Here is a 16,885-nt window from a genome sequence, read left to right on the forward strand (position 1 = left end):
CCTAGTGCATTACGGATTGTTCTGCCGCGGGCGGCGGGTGGAAGCTTGCGTCTGCCACCGCGGCTCCGGGCACCGACCACGCCCGACGGCCGCGGGCGCGCGTTCCCCGTCCGGCCTGTGCGCCGGGCGCGGGACGGACCCCCCACGTCCGATCGGAAGGATCGCCGCGCCATGAAGCGCTCTCACCTCCTTGCCCTGCTGCTGGCCGTGCCCACCGCACTGGTACCGGCCGCCGGCACCGCCCTCGCCGCCGACCAGGCCGCCCCGCCCCGCCTGGTGTCCGTCGAGCAGGCCCCCGACCACCGGGCCATCGACGGCTCCTACATCGTCACCCTCAAGCCCGGCGCGTCCGCCAAGGGCCTGGCGGAGAAGGCCGGCATCGACACCGGCCACGTCTACGAGGACGTGCTCAACGGGTTCTCCGCCGAACTGTCGGACGGCCAGCTCGCGAAGCTGCGCAGCCACCCGGCCGTCCAGGCCATCGAGGAGGACCAGAAGATCACGGCCTCGGCCACCCAGCACAACGCCACCTGGGGCCTGGACCGCATCGACCAGCGCAACCGCCCGCTGGACGGCACCTACACCTACAACAACGACGGCTCCCGCGTCACCGCCTACATCATCGACACCGGCATCGACACCAGCCACCCGGACTTCGGCAACCGGGCCCGCAACGTCTTCGACGCCTTCGGCGGCAACGGCCGCGACTGCAACGGCCACGGCACGCACGTGGCGGGCACCGTGGGCGGCAAGACCTACGGCGTCGCCAAGAACGTCGAGCTGCGCGGCGTGCGCGTCCTGAACTGCCAGGGCAGCGGCTCCTACTCCGGGATCATCGCCGGCTTCGACTGGGTGCGCGAGAACGCGGTCAAGCCCGCCGTCGCGAACGCCTCCCTGGGCGGCGGCTACTCCTCGGCTGTCAACAACGCCGCCTCCGCGCTGAACAACTCCGGCGTCTTCCTCGCCGTCGCGGCCGGCAACAGCAACGCCGACGCCTGCAACTACTCGCCCGCCAGCGCCCGCGGCGTCATCAGCATCGCCGCCTCCGACAGCTCCGACCGCAAGGCCTCCTTCAGCAACTACGGCCGCTGCACGGACCTGTACGCGCCGGGCGTGTCCATCACCTCCACCCGCATGGGCGGCGGCACCACCCAGCTCAGCGGCACCTCCATGGCCTCCCCGCACGTGGCCGGGGTCGCCGCTCTCTACAAGGGCAGCCGCGGTGACGCCTCGTCCTCGACCATCAACAACTGGCTGATCAGCAACGCCACGACCAACGTGATCAGCAACCCGGCCGGCACGCCGAACCGCCTGCTGTACAAGTCCACCCTCTGATCCGGACCGACGCCCGACCCGCGTCCCCCGCTCCAGCCACCGGAGCGGGGGACGCCCGGCGTTCACGGCTCCGGGCGCACGGGGCCGGCGACCAGCTCGGCCAGGTAAGTGTCCACCGTCTGCACGGCCCCGTCCGGCAGGTGCGCGACGCCGTCCCACCAGCACGTCGCGGCGATCTCCTCGGTGGGCGTGAACGCCTCCGGACGCCCGGTGGTGCCGGTGAACACCGCCCCGCGCAACACCCGCCGCCCCGGGCCGATCGACGTCGTCGCGTACCCGGCGAGCACGAGCGCCCGCGCCGGCAGGCACTGCCCCGTCTCCTCCCGCAGCTCCCGCACGGCCGCCTCGCGCGGACTCTCGCCGGGTTCGATCTTGCCGCCCGGCAACTCCCAGCAGCCGCGGCGGCGTACGCGCACCAGCAGCAGGCGGCCCCGGTGGCGCAGCACCACCAGGACGTACGCTGCCCCCTCCGCTCCTTCGGCTCCCGCGGCCCCTGCGGCTCCCTCGGCGTCCTCCGCCGTGCCCGGCGCGGCGCGCTCGAAGGCCAGCAGCGCCATGTCCAGCGGCCCGGTCACCAGCGCCTCGTCCATGCCCGCAGCCTACGCGCGCGGGCGGCCCGGCGCCGTGGCCCGCGCTCGCCGTGTGGCCGGGCGGGCGAGGGGGGATGGCGGTGGCGGGGCGGGAGTCGGTAGGTTGCGGCGACCTTCTTATCGGACAGTTCTGGGGAGTTCGCACATGCGCGCAGTGCTCAGATGGGTGCTGGCCCTGACCGTGCTGATCGGCACGGTCGCGGTCGGCACGGCGTCGGGAGGGGCCGCCACCGCGGCCGAGGCCGACATCGAGGACCGGCTGCTGGCCATCGACGGAATGGAGCTGGTGGCGGAGAAGCCGGTGGACGGCTACCGCTTCTTCGTCCTCAGCTACGAGCAGCCCGTCGACCACCGGCGGCCCTGGCGGGGGACGTTCGAGCAGCGCGTCTCGGTGCTGCACAAGTCCGACGACCGGCCCACGGTGTTCTACACCTCCGGCTACGGGCTCAACACCAACCCCGCCCGCAGCGAGCCGACGCGGATCGCGGACGCCAACCAGGTGTCCATGGAGTACCGGTTCTTCACCCCGTCCCGGCCCGAGCCGGCCGACTGGTCGAAGCTGGACATCTGGCAGGCCGCCAGCGACCAGCACCGCCTGTTCACCGCGCTGCGCGGCATCTACGACCGCAACTGGCTGGCCACCGGCGGCAGCAAGGGCGGCATGACGGCCACCTACTACCGCCGGTTCTACCCGCACGACATGGACGGCACCGTCGCCTACGTCGCGCCCAACAACACCGACATCCGCGACGACCGGGCCTACGACCGGTTCTTCGCCACCGTCTCCACCGAGGCGTGCCGCACGCGGCTGGAAGGCGTGCAGCGGCAGGCACTCCAGCGGCGCGGCGAACTCGTCGACCGCTACGAGCGGCTGGCGCGCGCGGAGGGCTACACCTTCGACCTGTACGGCTCCGCCGACCGCGCGTTCGAGGTGGCCGTGCTCGACGTGGCGTGGGCGTTCTTCCAGTACCAGGACGAGGCGGCGTGCGACCAGGCGCCCGGCCCCGGCGCCTCCGCCGACGAGCTGTACGCCTACCTGGACCGGATCTCCGGCCTGGCCTTCTACACCGACCAGGGCATCTCCGGGTACACCCCGTACTACTACCAGGCCGCCACCGAGCTGGGCTTCCCGTCCGTGGCCACCCCGCACCTGCGGGGACTGCTGCGCCACCCCGGCGTCCAGCACCCCCGGCACGCCGTGCCCGACGAGATCGACCTGCCGCGCTTCGACCGGCACGCGATGCGGGACATCGACCGCTGGGTGCGCACCCGCTCCTCCGAGATGCTCTTCGTCAACGGCGAGAACGACCCCTGGGGCGCGGAGCCGTTCCGAGTGGGCCGGCACACCCGCGACACGCACGTCCTCGTCGCACCGGGCGCCAACCACGGGGCGAACATCGCCCAGTTGACGCCGGACGAGCGGGCGGACGCCACCGCCGCCGTGCTCCGCTGGGCCGGTGTCGCCGGTGAGCGCGCCGCCACCGCGCGGGCGGCCGGGGCGGACACCGCGCTGCCGGGCGCCCTCGCCCCCTACGACGCGGCCCTCGACCAGCCGATGGTCACGCGGACGCCCGGGCTGCTGCCCTGAGCCCCGCGTAGGCACCGGGAGCCCCGCGTAGGCACCGGGGCGGGCGGCCCCGGCGCGCGCACCGCGCGGCGCCGGGGCCGCCCGCCCCGGCTCAGTCCAAATCGGCGGCGGTGGGGAAGCTGGGCTGCGCGCCGGCCCGGGTGACGGTCAGCGCGCCGACGCGCACGGCCAGGCGCACGGCGTCCGCGAGGGTGTCGCCGCGCGCCAGCCGCCAGGCGAGCGCACCGGTGAACGCGTCCCCCGCGCCGGTGGAGTCCACGGCCACCACGGCGGGCGCCGGCACGTGCGCGGTGCCCTCGGCGGACGCGGCCAGCGCACCGCCCGCGCCGAGGGTGACGACGACGCTGCGCGGGCCCAGGCGGCGCAGGCCGTCGGCCCACCCGGCCGGGTCCCCGCCGCGCTCGCCGCCCGCGCCGCTCTCGCCGGCGAGCAGCAGCCGGGCCTCGTGTTCGTTGACGACCAGCGGGTCGCAGGCCGCCAGCACCTCGGGCGGCAGCGCGGCGGGCGGCGAGGCGTTGAGCACCACCCGCGTCCCGGCGGCCGCGGCGGCGGCCGCGGCGGCGGACACCGTCTCCAGCGCCACTTCGAGCTGGAGCGAGACCACGGACGCGGCGGCCAGCGCCTCCCCGGCCGCCGCCACGTCGGCCGGGGTCAGCCGCGCGTTCGCCCCGGGGGAGACGACGATGGTGTTGGCGCCCCCCGCGTCCACCGCGATGAGCGCGACGCCGGTGGGCGCCGTGCGGCTGGTCAGCAGCCACCCGGTGGCCACGCCCGCCTCCCGCAGCGACGCGGTGAGCAGCCGCCCGTGCGCGTCGTCGCCCACCCGGGCGAGCAGGCCCGTCGCCGCGCCCAGCCGGGCGGCGGCGACGGCCTGGTTGGCGCCCTTGCCGCCGGGGTGGACGGCGAGGTCGGAGCCGAGCACGGTCTCGCCGGGCGCGGGGTGGCGCTCGACGCCGGTCACCAGGTCGGCGTTGGCCGAGCCGACGACCAGGACCTCGGGGTGCGGGCGAGCGGGGTGAGCCGGAGGGGCCGGATGAGTGGTCATCGTTACAGGAACGCCTTCGCGTTCTCCTCCGTCACGACCTTCACCGGCACCTTGATCTCCGCGTCCACGTCCTCGTCGCGGGCGATCCGGACGGCGTTGCGCACGGACATCCGGCCGAGCTCGTCGGGCTGCTGGGCGACGGTGGCGGCCAGCGTGCCCTCCTGCACGGCCTTCAGCCCGTCGGGAGTGCCGTCGAAGCCGACGACGGTCACGGTGTCGCCCGCCCGGTCGCCCAGCGCCTGGACGGCGCCGAGCGCCATCTCGTCGTTCTCCGCGAAGACGCCGGTGACGTCCGGGTGCGCCTGGAGCAGATTGGTCATGACGTCGAGGCCCTCGGTGCGGTCGAAGTCCGCCGGCTGGCTGGCGACGACCTCGATGTCCGGGTACTGCGCGATGCCCTTCTCGAAGCCCTCGCCGCGCTCCCGGGAGGCGGAGGTGCCGGCGATGCCGCGCAGCACGACCACGGTGCCCCGCTCGCCCATCTCCTCGGCCAGCTTCTCGGCCGCCAGCTCGCCGCCCTGCACGTTGTCGGAGGCGACGGTGGTGACCACCTCGGCGCCGTTGACCGCGCGGTCGGCCGCGACGACGGGGATGCCCGCGTTGCCGGCCGCCTCCACCGAGGGCCCGGCGGCGTCGGAGTCCACCGGGTTGATGATCACCGTGTCCATGTTCTGGCTGGTGAAGTTCTGGAGCTGGTTGGCCTGGGTGTTGGCGTCGTTCTGCGCGTCGGTGACCGTCAGGTCGATCTCGCTCGCCTCCGCCTCCTGCTCCGCGCCCTTCTTCAGCTCGACGAAGAAGGGGTTGTTCAGGGTCGAGACGGACATGCCTATCTCGATCCGGTCGTCACCGGCGGCCGCCCCCGATTCGGTGCCGCAGCCGGTGGCGGCGACCGTCAGGGCGAGCAGGGTGGCGGTGAGGGTGAGGGACGTTCTCTTCGTGCGCATTGCTGCATTCCTCGCAGTCGACGGCGGGGTAAAGAGGGACGTGCGGTGTCGGAAGACGATCGGTGGACCGTACGGATCGATCATGTACGGCGACGGAGTGTATCGAGAAGCGCCGCGAGCGCGATAACCGCCCCGATCGCCACCTGCTGCCAAAAGGCCGACACGTTCAGCAGGTTGAGTCCGTTGCGCAGCACGGCCAGGATCAGCGCGCCGATCAGCGTGCCCGAGGCGCGGCCCACGCCGCCCGAGAGGCTGGCGCCGCCGATGACGCAGGCGGCGATCGCGTCCAGCTCGTAGCCGAAGGCGGCCTGCGGCTGCGCGGACACCAGCCGCGAGGCGAGCACGATGCCCGCGACGGCCGCGAAGACCCCGGAGAGGCCGTAGACGACCAGCTTCTGCCGGGAGACCCGGATGCCCGACAGCCGCGCCGCCTCCTCGTTGCCCCCGATCGCGTACATCGCCCGCCCGCTGTAGGTCAGGTTCAGCACGACGGCGGCGACGGCGGCCATCGCCAGCATCACCAGCACCGGCACCGGCAGCCAGTCACCCAGGTTGCGGCCGAGGAACGCCAGCGGGTCGGGGAAGGCGATCGGGCTGCCCTGGGAGATGACCAGCCCCAGACCGCGCGCGACCGACAGCATCGCCAGCGTGGCGATGAACGACGGCAGCCGGCCGTGGGCGACCAGCACCCCGTTGACCAGCCCGCACGCCAGCCCCGTGACCAGCGCGCACAGCACCGCCAGCCACACCGGCAGCCCCTGCGACGTCGCCGTCCACGCCAGCACCATCGCCGACAGCGCGGCCACCGAGCCGACCGACAGGTCGATGCCGGCCGAGACGATGACGAAGGTGACGCCGAACGCCAGCACCGCCACGACCGCCGCCTGCGCGCCGACGTTCATCAGGTTGCGGGTGGTCAGGAAGTCCGGTGACAGCAGGGCCAGCACCGCGACGAGTGCCAGCAGCGCGCCCAGCGCCCCGTTGTCCCGGAACACCCGCCGCACCACCGGCGGCACCCCGCCCGGCAGCCGGCGGCCCGGCCCGGGCTCCGCCGTGCTGCTGCCCTTGGTATCGGTGGCCACGTGCTCTCCCAGTCGTCTCGTCGTTCCGTGGTCTCGTACTCGTCGGCGCCGTGCTCGCCGTGTTCGCCGGCGCCCGGTCGCCCGGTCGCCCGGTCGGTCCGGCGCCGGAGGTCCCGGCGCCGAGGGCCGCGGGGCCGCGGTGTCAGCGCGCCAGGTCGGCCGGGCGCGCGGAGCCCACGGCCAGCGCCATCACGGCGTCCTGCGTGGCCGCGTCCCCGGCCAGCTCGCCCGCCAGCCGGCCCCGGCACATCACCAGCACCCGGTCGCTCATCCCCAGCACTTCCGGCAGGTCGCTGGAGACCATCAGCACCCCGTGCCCGGCCGCCGTCAGCTCGTTGACCAGGCGGTAGATCTCCACCTTCGCGCCCACGTCGACGCCGCGCGTCGGCTCGTCCAGGATCAGCAGACGGCTGCCGGCCAGCAGCCACTTGCCGATCGCCACCTTCTGCTGGTTGCCGCCGGACAGGGTGCGGGCGGGCTGGTCGAGACCCGCCATGCGCACCCCGAGCCGGGCTGCCATCGCCGCCGCCGCCCGGCGCTGGCCCGCCCGGTCCACCAGGCCGCCCCGGCTGGCCCGGCGCAGCGTCACCAGGCCGAGGTTCTCGCCCACCGAGGCGCCCAGCACCAGGCCCTGCCCCTTGCGGTCCTCGGGGACGAAGCCGACCCCGGCCGCCAGCGAGGCGGCCACGTCGTGCCCGGGGAGCGGGGCGCCGCGCACCTGCACGCTGCCGTGGTCGTAGGCGTCGGCGCCGAAGACCGCGCGCACCACCTCCGTGCGGCCCGCGCCCACCAGCCCGGCCAGGCCCACGACCTCGCCGCCGCGCACGTCGAAGCCGACCCCGTCGAAGGCCCCGGCCCGCCGCAGCCCGCGCACCCGCAGCAGCGGCGGCCCGTCGGCGTCGACCGGGCCGCGCTCCCGGGGGTACTGGGCCTCGATGCTGCGGCCGACCATGAGCCGCACCAGCTCGTCGCGGTCGGTGCCGGCCGGCACCCGCGCGACGCTGCGCCCGTCGCGCAGCACCGTCACCCGGTCGCCGAGCTGTGCGACCTCCTCCAGCTTGTGCGTGATGAAGACGACGCCGACGCCGTCCGCGCGCAGCCGCCGCACGATGGCGAACAGCCGCTCCACCTCGCCGCCGGTCAGCACGGCGGTGGGCTCGTCCATGACCAGGACCCGGGCGCGCACGCTCAGCGCCTTGGCGATTTCCACCATCTGCCGGTGGGCCACGCCCAGTTCGCGCAGCCGGGCGCGCGGCGAGACGTTGACGCCCACGCGCGCCAGCAGGTCGGCGGCGTCGGCCTCCATCCGGGCCCGGTCCACCAGGCCGAAGCGGCGCGGCGGGCGGCCCAGGAAGAGGTTCTCGGCCACCGTCAGGTCCGGCACGAGGTGGAACTCCTGGTGGATGGTGGCGATGCCGAGCCGCTCCGCGTCCTGGGCCCCGTGCACGCGCACCGGTCGGCCGTCCACCACGATCCGCCCGCGGTCCGGCCGGTGGGCGCCGGCCAGCAGCCGGATCAGGGTGCTCTTCCCGGCGCCGTTCTCGCCCAGCAGCACGTGCACCTCACCCGCGCGCACCTCGAAGTCCACGCCGTCCAGCGCGACGACGCCGGGGAACGCCTTGGTGACGCCCTCGGCGCGCACGATCGGGGCGGAGCTGCGGCGGTCCGAGGGCGTCAACGGGGTTCCCTTTCGTGCGTGGGTGCGTGCGTGTGCCGGGCGCGGCGCTCGTGTCGCTACTCGCCGCACGAGCGGCGGGGGACGAGGTCGGCGGTCAGGGTGAGGGAGGTGGCCGGGCGGCCTTCGATCAGGTCGACCAGCGCGCGCACCGCGCCGTGCCCGAGCGCCTCGGTGGGCTGCGCGATCGCGGTCACCGGCGGGTCGGTGTGCAGAAACCACGGGATGTCGTCGAAGGCGGCCAGCGCCACGTCGTCGGGCACCCGCAGGCCGCGCGCGCGGATCTCGTCCATCGCGCCGAGCGCCATCAGGTTGTCCGTGGCGAAGATCGCCTCGGGCGGCTCGGGCAGGTCCAGGAAGCGCGCGGTGGCCCGGCGTCCGCTCCCGGCCTGGAAGTCGCCCTCCTCGCGGTAGTGGGCGGGGGCGGGCAGCCCGTGGGCCGCCAGCGCGCCGAGGAACGCCTCGGCGCGCTCGTTGCCGGTCGTGGTCGTCGCCGGGCCGGTGATGACGGCCAGTCGGCGGTGCCCGAGCCGGTGGAGGTGGTCCACCAGGGCGGCGATGGCCGCCCGCCCGTCCGTGCGCACCACCGGCACCCGGGGGCAGCCCGCGATCCAGCGGTCGACGAACACCATCGGCACGCCCGACCCCGCCACCTCGGTGACCAGGCTGGCGCTGTCGGCCGTCGGGCTCACCAGCAACCCGTCGATCCGGCGCTCCAGCAGCGTGCGCACGTGGTGGTCCTGGAGCGCGGACTGCTCGTCGGCGTTGCCGAACACCACGCTGTACCCGTGCGCCCGGGCCTCGTCCTCCACGGCCCGGGCGAGGGCGGTGAAGAACGGGTTGAGCACGTCGCTGACGACGAGGCCGAGCGTGCTGGTGTGGTCGGTGCGCAGCGAGCGGGCGACGCCGTTGGGGCGGTAGCCCAGCTCGTCGATCGCGGCGCGCACCCGCTCGCGCGTGCCGGGCCGCACCGCCGGGTGCCCGTTCAGCACCCGGGACACGGTCGCCACGGAGACGCGCGCTCGCGCCGCGACGTCCTTGATGCCCGCCACCGACCGGCCTCCGCAGGGTCGTGGAAACGATTACACGCGGATTGAAACCCATGCCGATCCGTCGGGGCAAGTCCCCTTGTCCACCTGGCAACTTGCGGCCACGCGGGCATGTGGGTGCCACCGGTCGACGGACGGCCGCGGTGGATGGTGGACGGTGGGTGGTCGGCGGTGGGTGGTCGGCGGTGAGCCTCGGGCGGTCGCGCCGGGGGCTGCCGGGGGACGGGAGGCCGGGGCGGCAGGCACCGGCCCTCGACTCCTGGCCCGCGAGGTGTGGGCTGTGGGCACCGTTCCCCGGGCCGTCGCGGTGCACGGGCTGCGAGGTGTGGGGTGCGGGCGGCAGGCCCTGGTCGCCGAAGGCCGGTCGCTGGGCGGCGCGGGGCGTCGGTCGCCGGGTGGCCCACGCCGCCCGGCGGGGGCGGGGCGGAGTCGCGGTGGTGCGGACGGCGGCGGCCGGGTGCGCGGGGGCCGGGTGGTTCCCGTCTCCACCGGGGTGGCGGAGTGGCGGGGCGGTGTCGGCATTCCGGTTGAGCGCCGGGGCGGCGCCCCGCCATGGAAATGGAGCGCCACCCTCCACGCGGGAGTGAAGACGGGGCGGGGGCGCCGCCGTAGCGTGCGGACCGCTGGACGCGCCGTCGAGCACTCCTCAAGTGCCCTGCGAGGAACGGGAGAACCCATGGGAGACTTTGACGCCGACGTCATCGGGATCGGCTTCGGCCCCTCCAACATCGCGCTCGCGGTCGCGCTGGAGGAGCTCTACCCCGACGTGCGGGCGGTGTTCCTGGAGAGCCGGGCCGCCCCCGGGTGGCAGAGCGGCATGCTGCTGAGCGGCTCCGACATCCAGCACCACCCGGTGCGGGACCTGGTCTCACCGCGCAACCCGCAGAGCCGCTACAGCTTCCTGAACTTCCTGCACGTGGAGGGGCGGCTCTTCGACTTCCTCAACCTCAACATCCCCTTCCCGCTGCGCAAGGACTACGCGCGCTACGTCACCTGGGCCGCCCGGCACTTCGACGACCAGGTGCGCTACGCGTGCCCGGTGGCGGGCGTGAGCGCGCCGGACGGCGAGCGCGGCGCCACGGTGCACCTGGCGGACGGGCGGGAGCTGCGCGCACGCTCCGTCGTCCTGGCCCCCGGCCGGCCGCCGCTGGTGCCCCCGGCGTTCCAGGCGCTGGCCGACGACCGGGTGTTCCACTACGTCCGGTACCTGGAGCACGTCGAGCGCATCGCAAAGCGCCCCGGGGCGCACATCGCGGTCATCGGCGGCAGCCAGGGCGCCGCCGAGGTCAGCCTGGACGCCGCGCAGCGCTTCCCCCGAAGCCGCGTCACCAACGTGCTGCGCGGCTTCGGCTACCGGCAGAAGGACCTCAGCCCCTTCAACGGCGAGGTGTTCTTCCCGGAGTTCGTCGACTACTACTACGACGCCTCGCCGGAGTCCAAGCGCGACCTGGACCGGCAACTGCGCTACACCAACTACTCGGCGGCCGACATGGACGTCCTGACCGCCTACCACACCCGGCTCTACGAGCAGCGGCTCGACGGCGACCACCAGATCCAGCTCCGCCGCAACACCGACGTCACCGGCGTCACCGCGCGCGAGGACGGCATCGCCCTGGAGCTGACCGAGCGGCACGTGGGGGAGACGACCCGGCTGGACGCCGACTTCGTCGTCCTCGCCACCGGGCTGCTGGACCTCACCGACGAGGACGGGCCCCAGTTCCTGCCCCCGCTGCTGGACGGGGTCGCCGGCTCCGTGGGCCGCACGCCCACGCGCTACGCCCGGGTCGGCCGCGACTACCGGCTGCTGCCCGCCGCCGGCGCGGAGCTGCCGCCGATCTACCTCAACGGCCTGTGCGAGACCTCCCACGGCCTGGGCGACGCCGGCTCCTTCAGCCTCGTCTCGCTGCGCGCCGCGGCGATCGCCGACAGCGTCAGCAAGGTGCTCGTCCCCTGAACCCCCGCCTCCCGCGCGCCGGGAGGCGTCGCGAACCGAAGGAGTGACCGCGTGCAGATACACGGTTGGGCAAGCGACGACCTCGGCTTCGAGCCCGACTACAACGTGCGGGCCCAGCGGCTGCCCCGCTTCGAGGGCGCCGACGAGCCGTACGAGGGCGGCGCCTGGGTGGTGGTGGCGCCGCACACCACGATGACCGAGCACGTCAACCCCGACGGGGAGTCGGAGCTGTTCTACATCGTCTCCGGCAGCGGGGAGCTGGAGGTGGCCGGGGAGCGGCGGCGGGTGAAGTTCGGCGACTCGGTGTTCATCCCGCCCGGCGACTCCCACCTGCTCGTCAACGACGGCGAGGAGCCCGTCGTCTTCCTCTCCCTGTGGTGGGGCGGGAAGCCACGGCACACCGCCTGACCCCCGCGCACCCCCGACCCGACCCGGAGACCCGACATGACCTCCCCCGTGAGCACCGCGGACTCCCGCCCCTACGACGACCTGCTGCGCCCGGACATCCTGCGCGACCCCTACCCGGTGTACGACACCGTCCGCGAGGCGGAGCCCGTCTGGTGGAACCCGCACCTGGACGCCTGGCTGCTGCTGCGGCACGACGACGTGCTGGACGCGCTGGGCCGCCCCGAGCTGTTCTCCTCCGACCGCACCACCGCCTTCCTCGGGCACCTGGACGAGAGCGAGGAGGAGCGCTTCCGGGAGTGGGCCGACATGCGGCGGCGCATGATGCTCTACAACGACCCGCCCCGGCACACCCGGCTGCGCCGCCCCGTCCAGCGCGGGATGAGCGTCCGGCTGGCCCAGCAGATGCGGCCCAAGATCCAGCGCGTGGTGGACGAGCTGGTGGACGACGTCATCGAGCGCGGCGCGTGCGACGGCATCCAGGACCTCGGCTACCACCTGCCGGTGATCCTCAACTCCGAGCTGATCGGCATCCCGGAGCCGGACCGCCAGAAGGTCAAGGGGTGGACGGCCGACTTCGTCGCGGCCATCAACGCCGGCGGGGCCAACGTGCCGGTCACCGAGCTGGAGCGCGGCCAGAACGCGATCCTGGCCATGCGCGAGTACTTCACCGACCTGGGCGCCCGCAAACGTGCCGAGCCGCAGGAGGACCTGCTGTCCTCGCTCGTCTCCCGCGACCAGGACCCGCTGGAGGGCGACGACCTGGTCGCCACCTGCATCGTGGTGATGTTCGCCGGGCTGGAGACCGCGCTCAACCTCGTCGGCAACGGCCTGCTGGCCCTGCTCCGCAACCCCGACCAGCTTGACCTGCTCATCGCCCGGCCGGAGCTGATGCCCTCGGCGGTGGAGGAGTTCCTGCGCTACGACGGCCCGCTGCACCTGGTGGGGCGCATGGCCACCGAGGACGTCACCCTGCGCGGACGCACCATCGCCCGGGGGGACAAGGTGCTGGTGATGCTCGGCGCCGCCAACCGCGACGGGGCCGCCTACACCGACCCGCACCGGCTCGACATCACCCGCCAGGAGACCCGGCACCTGTCCTTCAGCCACGGCATCCACTACTGCCCGGGCGCGGAGATCTCCCGCATCATGGGCGAGCTCTCCTTCGGCACGATCCTCACCCGGATGCGCGACCTGCGGCTGGGCGACGGCGAGCTCGAGTGGCAGCCCAACCTCTCCTTCCGCGGACTGCGGCGGCTGCCGCTGGAGTTCACCCCCGGCCCCCGCACCACCGCCTGATGGCGGCGACCACGGCGCACACCGCGGACGTGGCCGTGCTCGGGGACGGCGTGGTGGGCGCGGCCGTCACCCACCACCTCGCGGCCCGTGGCGCCCGGGTCACCCTCGTCGCGCCCGGGCGCGCCCACCCGCACAGCGCCACCCGCCGGACGGCCGCTCAGGTGCGCGTGCACCACGGCGACCCCGACGCCGCCCGGCTGGCCGCGCTCAGCCTGCCCACCTGGCGGGAGTGGCCGCGGGCCGTCGGCGGGGACTGCGGCTTCCGGCGCACCGGCTTCGCGTTCCTGTGCGGCCCCGACGAGGTGCCCGCGCTGCACCGCTCGGTGGCCGAGCTGACCGGTCTCGGCGTGGAGACGGCGGTGCTGGACCCGGCGGAGTTCGCCGCCGGGCAGCCCGCGCTGGACCTGCGGGGCGTCGCCGCCGTCGCCGTGGAACCGCACGGCGGGTACGCCGATCCGGCGCTGGCGCGGGACGGCTACCTGCGCCGCGCCCGGGACCGGGGGGCGCGGCTGGTCACCGCCGCGGGCGGGGCCGCGCTGGTGCGCCGCGGCGAGCGGGGCGTCCGCGTGGTGGCCGGCTCCGCCGAGGTGTCGGCGGGCCACGTGGTCCTCGCGGCGGGGGCCTGGTCGGGCGCCGTCCTGGCCGGCCTCCGGGGGACGGGGCGGGAGGGCGCGCCCGGCGGCGGCGCCGACCGGGGCGCCGCCGCCCTCGCCGCGGCGCTGCGGGCGCGGCGCTACGGCTGGGCCCTGGCGGACACCCCGGCCGCGGACGCGCTGTGCATGGTCATCGACGGCGTCGCGGGCACCTACTTCCGCCCGCACAGCGGCGGCCGGGTGCTGTTCCGGGTGCCGCTGCCGTCCGCGACCGCCGCGGCGCCGCCCGCGCACGACCCGGGGACGGCCGTGACCGCCCCCGAGGTGGCCGCGGGCCGGGAGCTGGCCGCGCGCCGGCTGCCGGACCTGGCCGCCGCCCCGGTCACGGCCGCCACCGCCGGGTGGGAGTCCTGCTCGGCGGACGGACGCCCGCTCATCGGCCCCGCCCCGGGCCTGCCGGGGCTGTACCTGGCCACCGGCTTCAGCGGCGGCGGGTTCAAGACCGCCCCGGCGGTGGGGCGGGCCGTCGCCGCCGAGCTGCTGTCCGGCGCGGAACGCGCCGAGCTCGCCCCCTACCGCCCCGAGCGGTTCGTCACCGGCTCACCCCGACCCGTCAGCCCGCGCTACCGGCACCTGTAGGCGATCAGAGATGAATCCACTGTCCCGACTGCGTGCCCGCGTCCGGCGCGCGGCAGCACCGACCACACACCGCACCGGCCGCCGCGCCGGGCCGCCCCCGGCGCGCCCTCCGCGCCCCGGGGCCGCCGCGGACTCCGCCCGGGCGGCGGGCCCCCCGGCGGACCCCCCGGCGGGCGAGACCGGCGCGGGCGGGCCCGGGGCGGCGCGCGGCCCGTGGGGCGGCGGCCGGGTGGGCTCCGCGCTGCGCCGCGCCCGCGAGGACGTGCACGTCGTCTGCGCCAAGGACCCGGCGGTGTGCAGCCCGTGGGAGGTGCTGCTCTACCCGCACCTGCACGCGCTGTGGCTGCACCGCCTGGCCCACGCGCTGTACGTCCGCGACCACCGCGTCGTCGCCCGGGCCGTCGCCCTGTTCGGCCGCAAGGTCTCCGGGGGCATCGACATCCACCCCGGCGCGCGCATCGGCCGCCGCTTCTTCGTCGACCACGGCTGCGGCGTCGTCATCGGGGAGACCGCCCGCATCGGCGACGACGTCATGCTCTACCACCTCGTCACGCTCGGCTCCGTCGGCTGGTGGCACGACGCCACCCGCGCCCCCGGCGCACAGCGCCACCCGACCCTGGGCGACGGCGTGGTGGTGGGCACCGGCGCCTGCGTGCTCGGACCCGTGGAGATCGGCCCGGGCAGCGTCATCGGCGCGAAGTCGGTGGTGATGACCTCGCTGCCCGACCGCAGCCGGGTGCGCGCCGGGCTCGTCCTCCCGCACGGCCAGGACCGGGGCGGCGAGCACCGCGGACCGGCGAACGGCGCCGTGCTCCCCTTCCGCTCCGGCGAGCCGGGCTCCGGCGACCAGCGCCCCGGCGGCCCGGGCGCCGGGTACCGGCGCGAGGCGGAGTGACGCGGCCCCGTCCGCCCCGCGCCCCCGCCCGCCGTCCCCGCCCGCCGTCCTCCCCGCCCGCCGTCCCTCCCGTGGAAAGGACCGCAACGGCATGGCCAGGAACGTCCTCATCACCTGCGCCCCACCGAACCCCAACGGCGACCTGCACCTGGGCCACCTCTCGGGCCCGTTCATGGGCGCCGACGTGCTGCGCCGCTACCTGCGGGCGCGCGGCGTCCCCGTGCGCTACGTCTCCTACACCGACGACCACTCCTGCTACGTCCCCCGGCGCGGCGCGGAACTGGGCTGGGACGCCCGCACGACGGCGTTCCGCTACACCCGGCGCATCGAGGAGAGCCTGACGCTGGCCGGGATGCTGCCCGACTACTACGCGCACCCGCACCGGGAGCCGCTGCACGACGCCCTGGTCCGCGAGCACTTCCTCGCGCTGCGGGACCAGGGGGTCGTCACCGAGCGGGACGTGCCCACGCCCTACTGCACCACCTGCGAACGCCACGTGTACGAGGCGTACGTGCGCGGCGCCTGCCGCTTCTGCGCGGCGCCCAGCGACGGCACCTACTGCGAGGAGTGCGGGCTGCCGCAGGACCCCGGCGGGGTGCTCGACGGCCGCTGCGTCACCTGCGGGGGCGCCCCCGAGACGCGGTGGCAGACCCGGCTGGTGGTGCGGCTCGCCCCGTTCGCCGACCGCCTGGCCGCCCTGTACGCGGACGCCACCTGGCGGCCCCGGGTGCGCGACTACTGCCTGCGGATGGTCGAGCGCGGCCTGCCCGACGTGCCGATCAGCCGCCGGGACGACTACGGCGTCCCCGTGCCGCTCGACGGCTGGGAAGGCCACGTGCTGGACACCTGGTTCAGCGGCGTCTTCGGGTACATGGCCGCCACGGCCGCGCACGGTGCGGCGCTCGGCGCGCCCGAGGAGTGGCGCACCCTGTGGCGCGACCCGGACACCGAGCTCGTCCACTTCATCGGCTTCGACTGCGGCTTCTCGCACGCCGTGCTGTGGCCGTCGCTGCTCATGGGGCTGGGCGGCTACGTCACCCCCGCGCACGTGATCAGCAACGAGTTCTACACGCTGGAGGGGGAGAAGTTCTCCACCAGCCGGGGCCACGCCATCTGGGGCTCGGAGTTCCTGCGCGACGCGCACCCGGACGCGGTGCGGCTGCACCTGTGCCTGACCGCCCCGGAGCGCGCCAAGTCCGACTTCCGGCTGGACGACTTCGCCCGCACGGTCGGCACGGTGCTGGTGGACGGGGTGGAGGGCTGGGCGTCCGCGGTCCTGCGCCGGCTGGCCGAGGGGCACGGCTCGCTCGTCCCCGACGTCCGGCGCGCCGACTGGCCGGCCGGTCTGCGGGAGCTGGTCGAGACGCTGCCCGGCGACCTGGCCCGGCACCTGGAGCCGGACGGCTTCTCCCCGCGGGCCGCCGCGGCCCGGCTGACCGGCGCGGTGGAGCAGGCCGCGGAGCAGCTCCGGTCGGTGCCCGCGGCGCCTCCCCGGGACACCGCCGCCGCGCTGGCCGCCCACGCCGAGCTGCTCGGCGTCGTCGCCGCCGTCAGCGGCCCGCTGATGCCCACCTGGTCCGCGCACGCGGCCCGGCAGGTCGGGGTGCCGGCCGGCTTCGACGGCGTCGACTGGCCGGGGGGCGGGGCCCTGGTGCCAGGCGGCACGCGGGTCGCCGCCGCCTACCCCCGGCTGTTCGCGCCCCGGCCGTGAGCCCCGCCGCGCGCACCATCGCGCCCGCGCCCGCGCCCGTGCCCCGCCCGGCGCCGGTGCCGCCCGGCGCCCCTCCCCGAC

General features: G+C 75.4%; 12 protein-coding genes and 1 pseudogene. 8 read left to right on the forward strand and 5 right to left on the reverse strand.

Features of this window, described 5'->3' with window-relative positions:
- Positions 1–171 precede the first annotated feature (171 nt).
- The gene (locus OSB71_RS19095) at positions 172–1,335 is read left to right on the forward strand and encodes a S8 family peptidase (RefSeq protein WP_265949618.1); all 1,164 of its coding nucleotides are present in this window, start codon (positions 172–174) and stop codon (positions 1,333–1,335) included.
- 62 nt (positions 1,336–1,397) lie between these two features.
- Here OSB71_RS19095 and OSB71_RS19100 read toward each other — a convergent pair whose 3' ends face one another.
- Entirely contained in the window at positions 1,398–1,925 is a 528-nt protein-coding gene (locus tag OSB71_RS19100) for an NUDIX hydrolase (RefSeq protein WP_323055315.1), read from the reverse strand.
- Positions 1,926–2,070: 145 nt separating this feature from the next.
- Here OSB71_RS19100 and OSB71_RS19105 point away from each other — a divergent pair, with 145 nt between their 5' ends.
- Positions 2,071–3,513, forward strand: a complete 1,443-nt coding sequence (locus OSB71_RS19105) for a S28 family serine protease (RefSeq protein WP_265949620.1) — start codon at positions 2,071–2,073, stop codon at positions 3,511–3,513.
- A 91-nt stretch (positions 3,514–3,604) separates the two neighbouring features.
- On the opposite strand, the gene OSB71_RS19110 is transcribed toward OSB71_RS19105, so the two are convergent.
- From OSB71_RS19110 to OSB71_RS19125, 4 genes and pseudogenes are all read right to left on the reverse strand, one after another.
- Positions 3,605–4,558, reverse strand: a complete 954-nt coding sequence (locus OSB71_RS19110; RefSeq protein WP_265949621.1) for a ribokinase — start codon at positions 4,556–4,558, stop codon at positions 3,605–3,607.
- Positions 4,559–4,560: 2 nt separating this feature from the next.
- Positions 4,561–6,584, reverse strand: a pseudogene (locus OSB71_RS19115) (ABC transporter permease/substrate-binding protein).
- 142 nt (positions 6,585–6,726) lie between these two features.
- Positions 6,727–8,262 carry a sugar ABC transporter ATP-binding protein gene (locus OSB71_RS19120; protein ID WP_265949622.1) on the reverse strand — a complete coding sequence of 512 codons (1,536 nt, stop codon included), beginning with the start codon at positions 8,260–8,262 and terminating at the stop codon, positions 6,727–6,729.
- A 56-nt stretch (positions 8,263–8,318) separates the two neighbouring features.
- Complete coding sequence (locus OSB71_RS19125) at positions 8,319–9,311, reverse strand: LacI family DNA-binding transcriptional regulator (protein WP_265949624.1); 993 nt, start codon at positions 9,309–9,311, stop codon at positions 8,319–8,321.
- A 673-nt stretch (positions 9,312–9,984) separates the two neighbouring features.
- On the opposite strand from OSB71_RS19125, the gene OSB71_RS19130 reads away from it, so the two are divergent.
- From OSB71_RS19130 to OSB71_RS19155, 6 genes are all read left to right on the forward strand, one after another.
- On the forward strand, positions 9,985–11,262 hold the full coding sequence (locus OSB71_RS19130; protein ID WP_265949625.1) for a SidA/IucD/PvdA family monooxygenase: 1,278 nt from the start codon (positions 9,985–9,987) through the stop codon (positions 11,260–11,262).
- Positions 11,263–11,313: 51 nt separating this feature from the next.
- A complete protein-coding gene (locus OSB71_RS19135) occupies positions 11,314–11,670 on the forward strand; it encodes a cupin domain-containing protein (protein WP_265949626.1) in 357 nt (118 codons plus the stop codon).
- A gap of 36 nt (positions 11,671–11,706) precedes the next feature.
- Complete coding sequence (locus tag OSB71_RS19140) at positions 11,707–12,966, forward strand: cytochrome P450 (RefSeq protein ID WP_265949628.1); 1,260 nt, start codon at positions 11,707–11,709, stop codon at positions 12,964–12,966.
- On the forward strand, positions 12,966–14,198 hold the full coding sequence (locus tag OSB71_RS19145) for an NAD(P)/FAD-dependent oxidoreductase (RefSeq protein WP_265949630.1): 1,233 nt from the start codon (positions 12,966–12,968) through the stop codon (positions 14,196–14,198). The genes OSB71_RS19140 and OSB71_RS19145 overlap by 1 nt, the downstream gene beginning before the upstream one ends.
- Positions 14,199–14,427: 229 nt before the next feature.
- Complete coding sequence (gene epsC / locus OSB71_RS19150; protein WP_265949632.1) at positions 14,428–15,093, forward strand: serine O-acetyltransferase EpsC; 666 nt, start codon at positions 14,428–14,430, stop codon at positions 15,091–15,093.
- Between the two features lie 91 nt (positions 15,094–15,184).
- A complete protein-coding gene (locus tag OSB71_RS19155; protein ID WP_265949633.1) occupies positions 15,185–16,804 on the forward strand; it encodes a class I tRNA ligase family protein in 1,620 nt (539 codons plus the stop codon).
- Positions 16,805–16,885: the final 81 nt, after the last annotated feature.

The sequence above is a fragment of the Streptomyces marinisediminis genome, from assembly GCF_026262575.1.
Classification (GTDB): domain Bacteria; phylum Actinomycetota; class Actinomycetes; order Streptomycetales; family Streptomycetaceae; genus Streptomyces; species Streptomyces marinisediminis.

Excerpts from the sequence above, each read along its gene's own strand:
- OSB71_RS19110 (WP_265949621.1), bottom strand. The coding sequence starts at position 4,558 with ATGACCACTCATCCGGCCCCTCCGGCTCACCCCGCTCGCCCGCACCCC.
- OSB71_RS19095 (WP_265949618.1), top strand. The coding sequence starts at position 172 with ATGAAGCGCTCTCACCTCCTTGCCCTGCTGCTGGCCGTGCCCACCGCA.
- OSB71_RS19155 (WP_265949633.1), top strand. The coding sequence starts at position 15,185 with ATGGCCAGGAACGTCCTCATCACCTGCGCCCCACCGAACCCCAACGGC.
- OSB71_RS19130 (WP_265949625.1), top strand. The coding sequence starts at position 9,985 with ATGGGAGACTTTGACGCCGACGTCATCGGGATCGGCTTCGGCCCCTCC.
- OSB71_RS19145 (WP_265949630.1), top strand. The coding sequence starts at position 12,966 with ATGGCGGCGACCACGGCGCACACCGCGGACGTGGCCGTGCTCGGGGAC.
- OSB71_RS19100 (WP_323055315.1), bottom strand. The coding sequence starts at position 1,925 with ATGGACGAGGCGCTGGTGACCGGGCCGCTGGACATGGCGCTGCTGGCC.
- OSB71_RS19105 (WP_265949620.1), top strand. The coding sequence starts at position 2,071 with ATGCGCGCAGTGCTCAGATGGGTGCTGGCCCTGACCGTGCTGATCGGC.
- OSB71_RS19140 (WP_265949628.1), top strand. The coding sequence starts at position 11,707 with ATGACCTCCCCCGTGAGCACCGCGGACTCCCGCCCCTACGACGACCTG.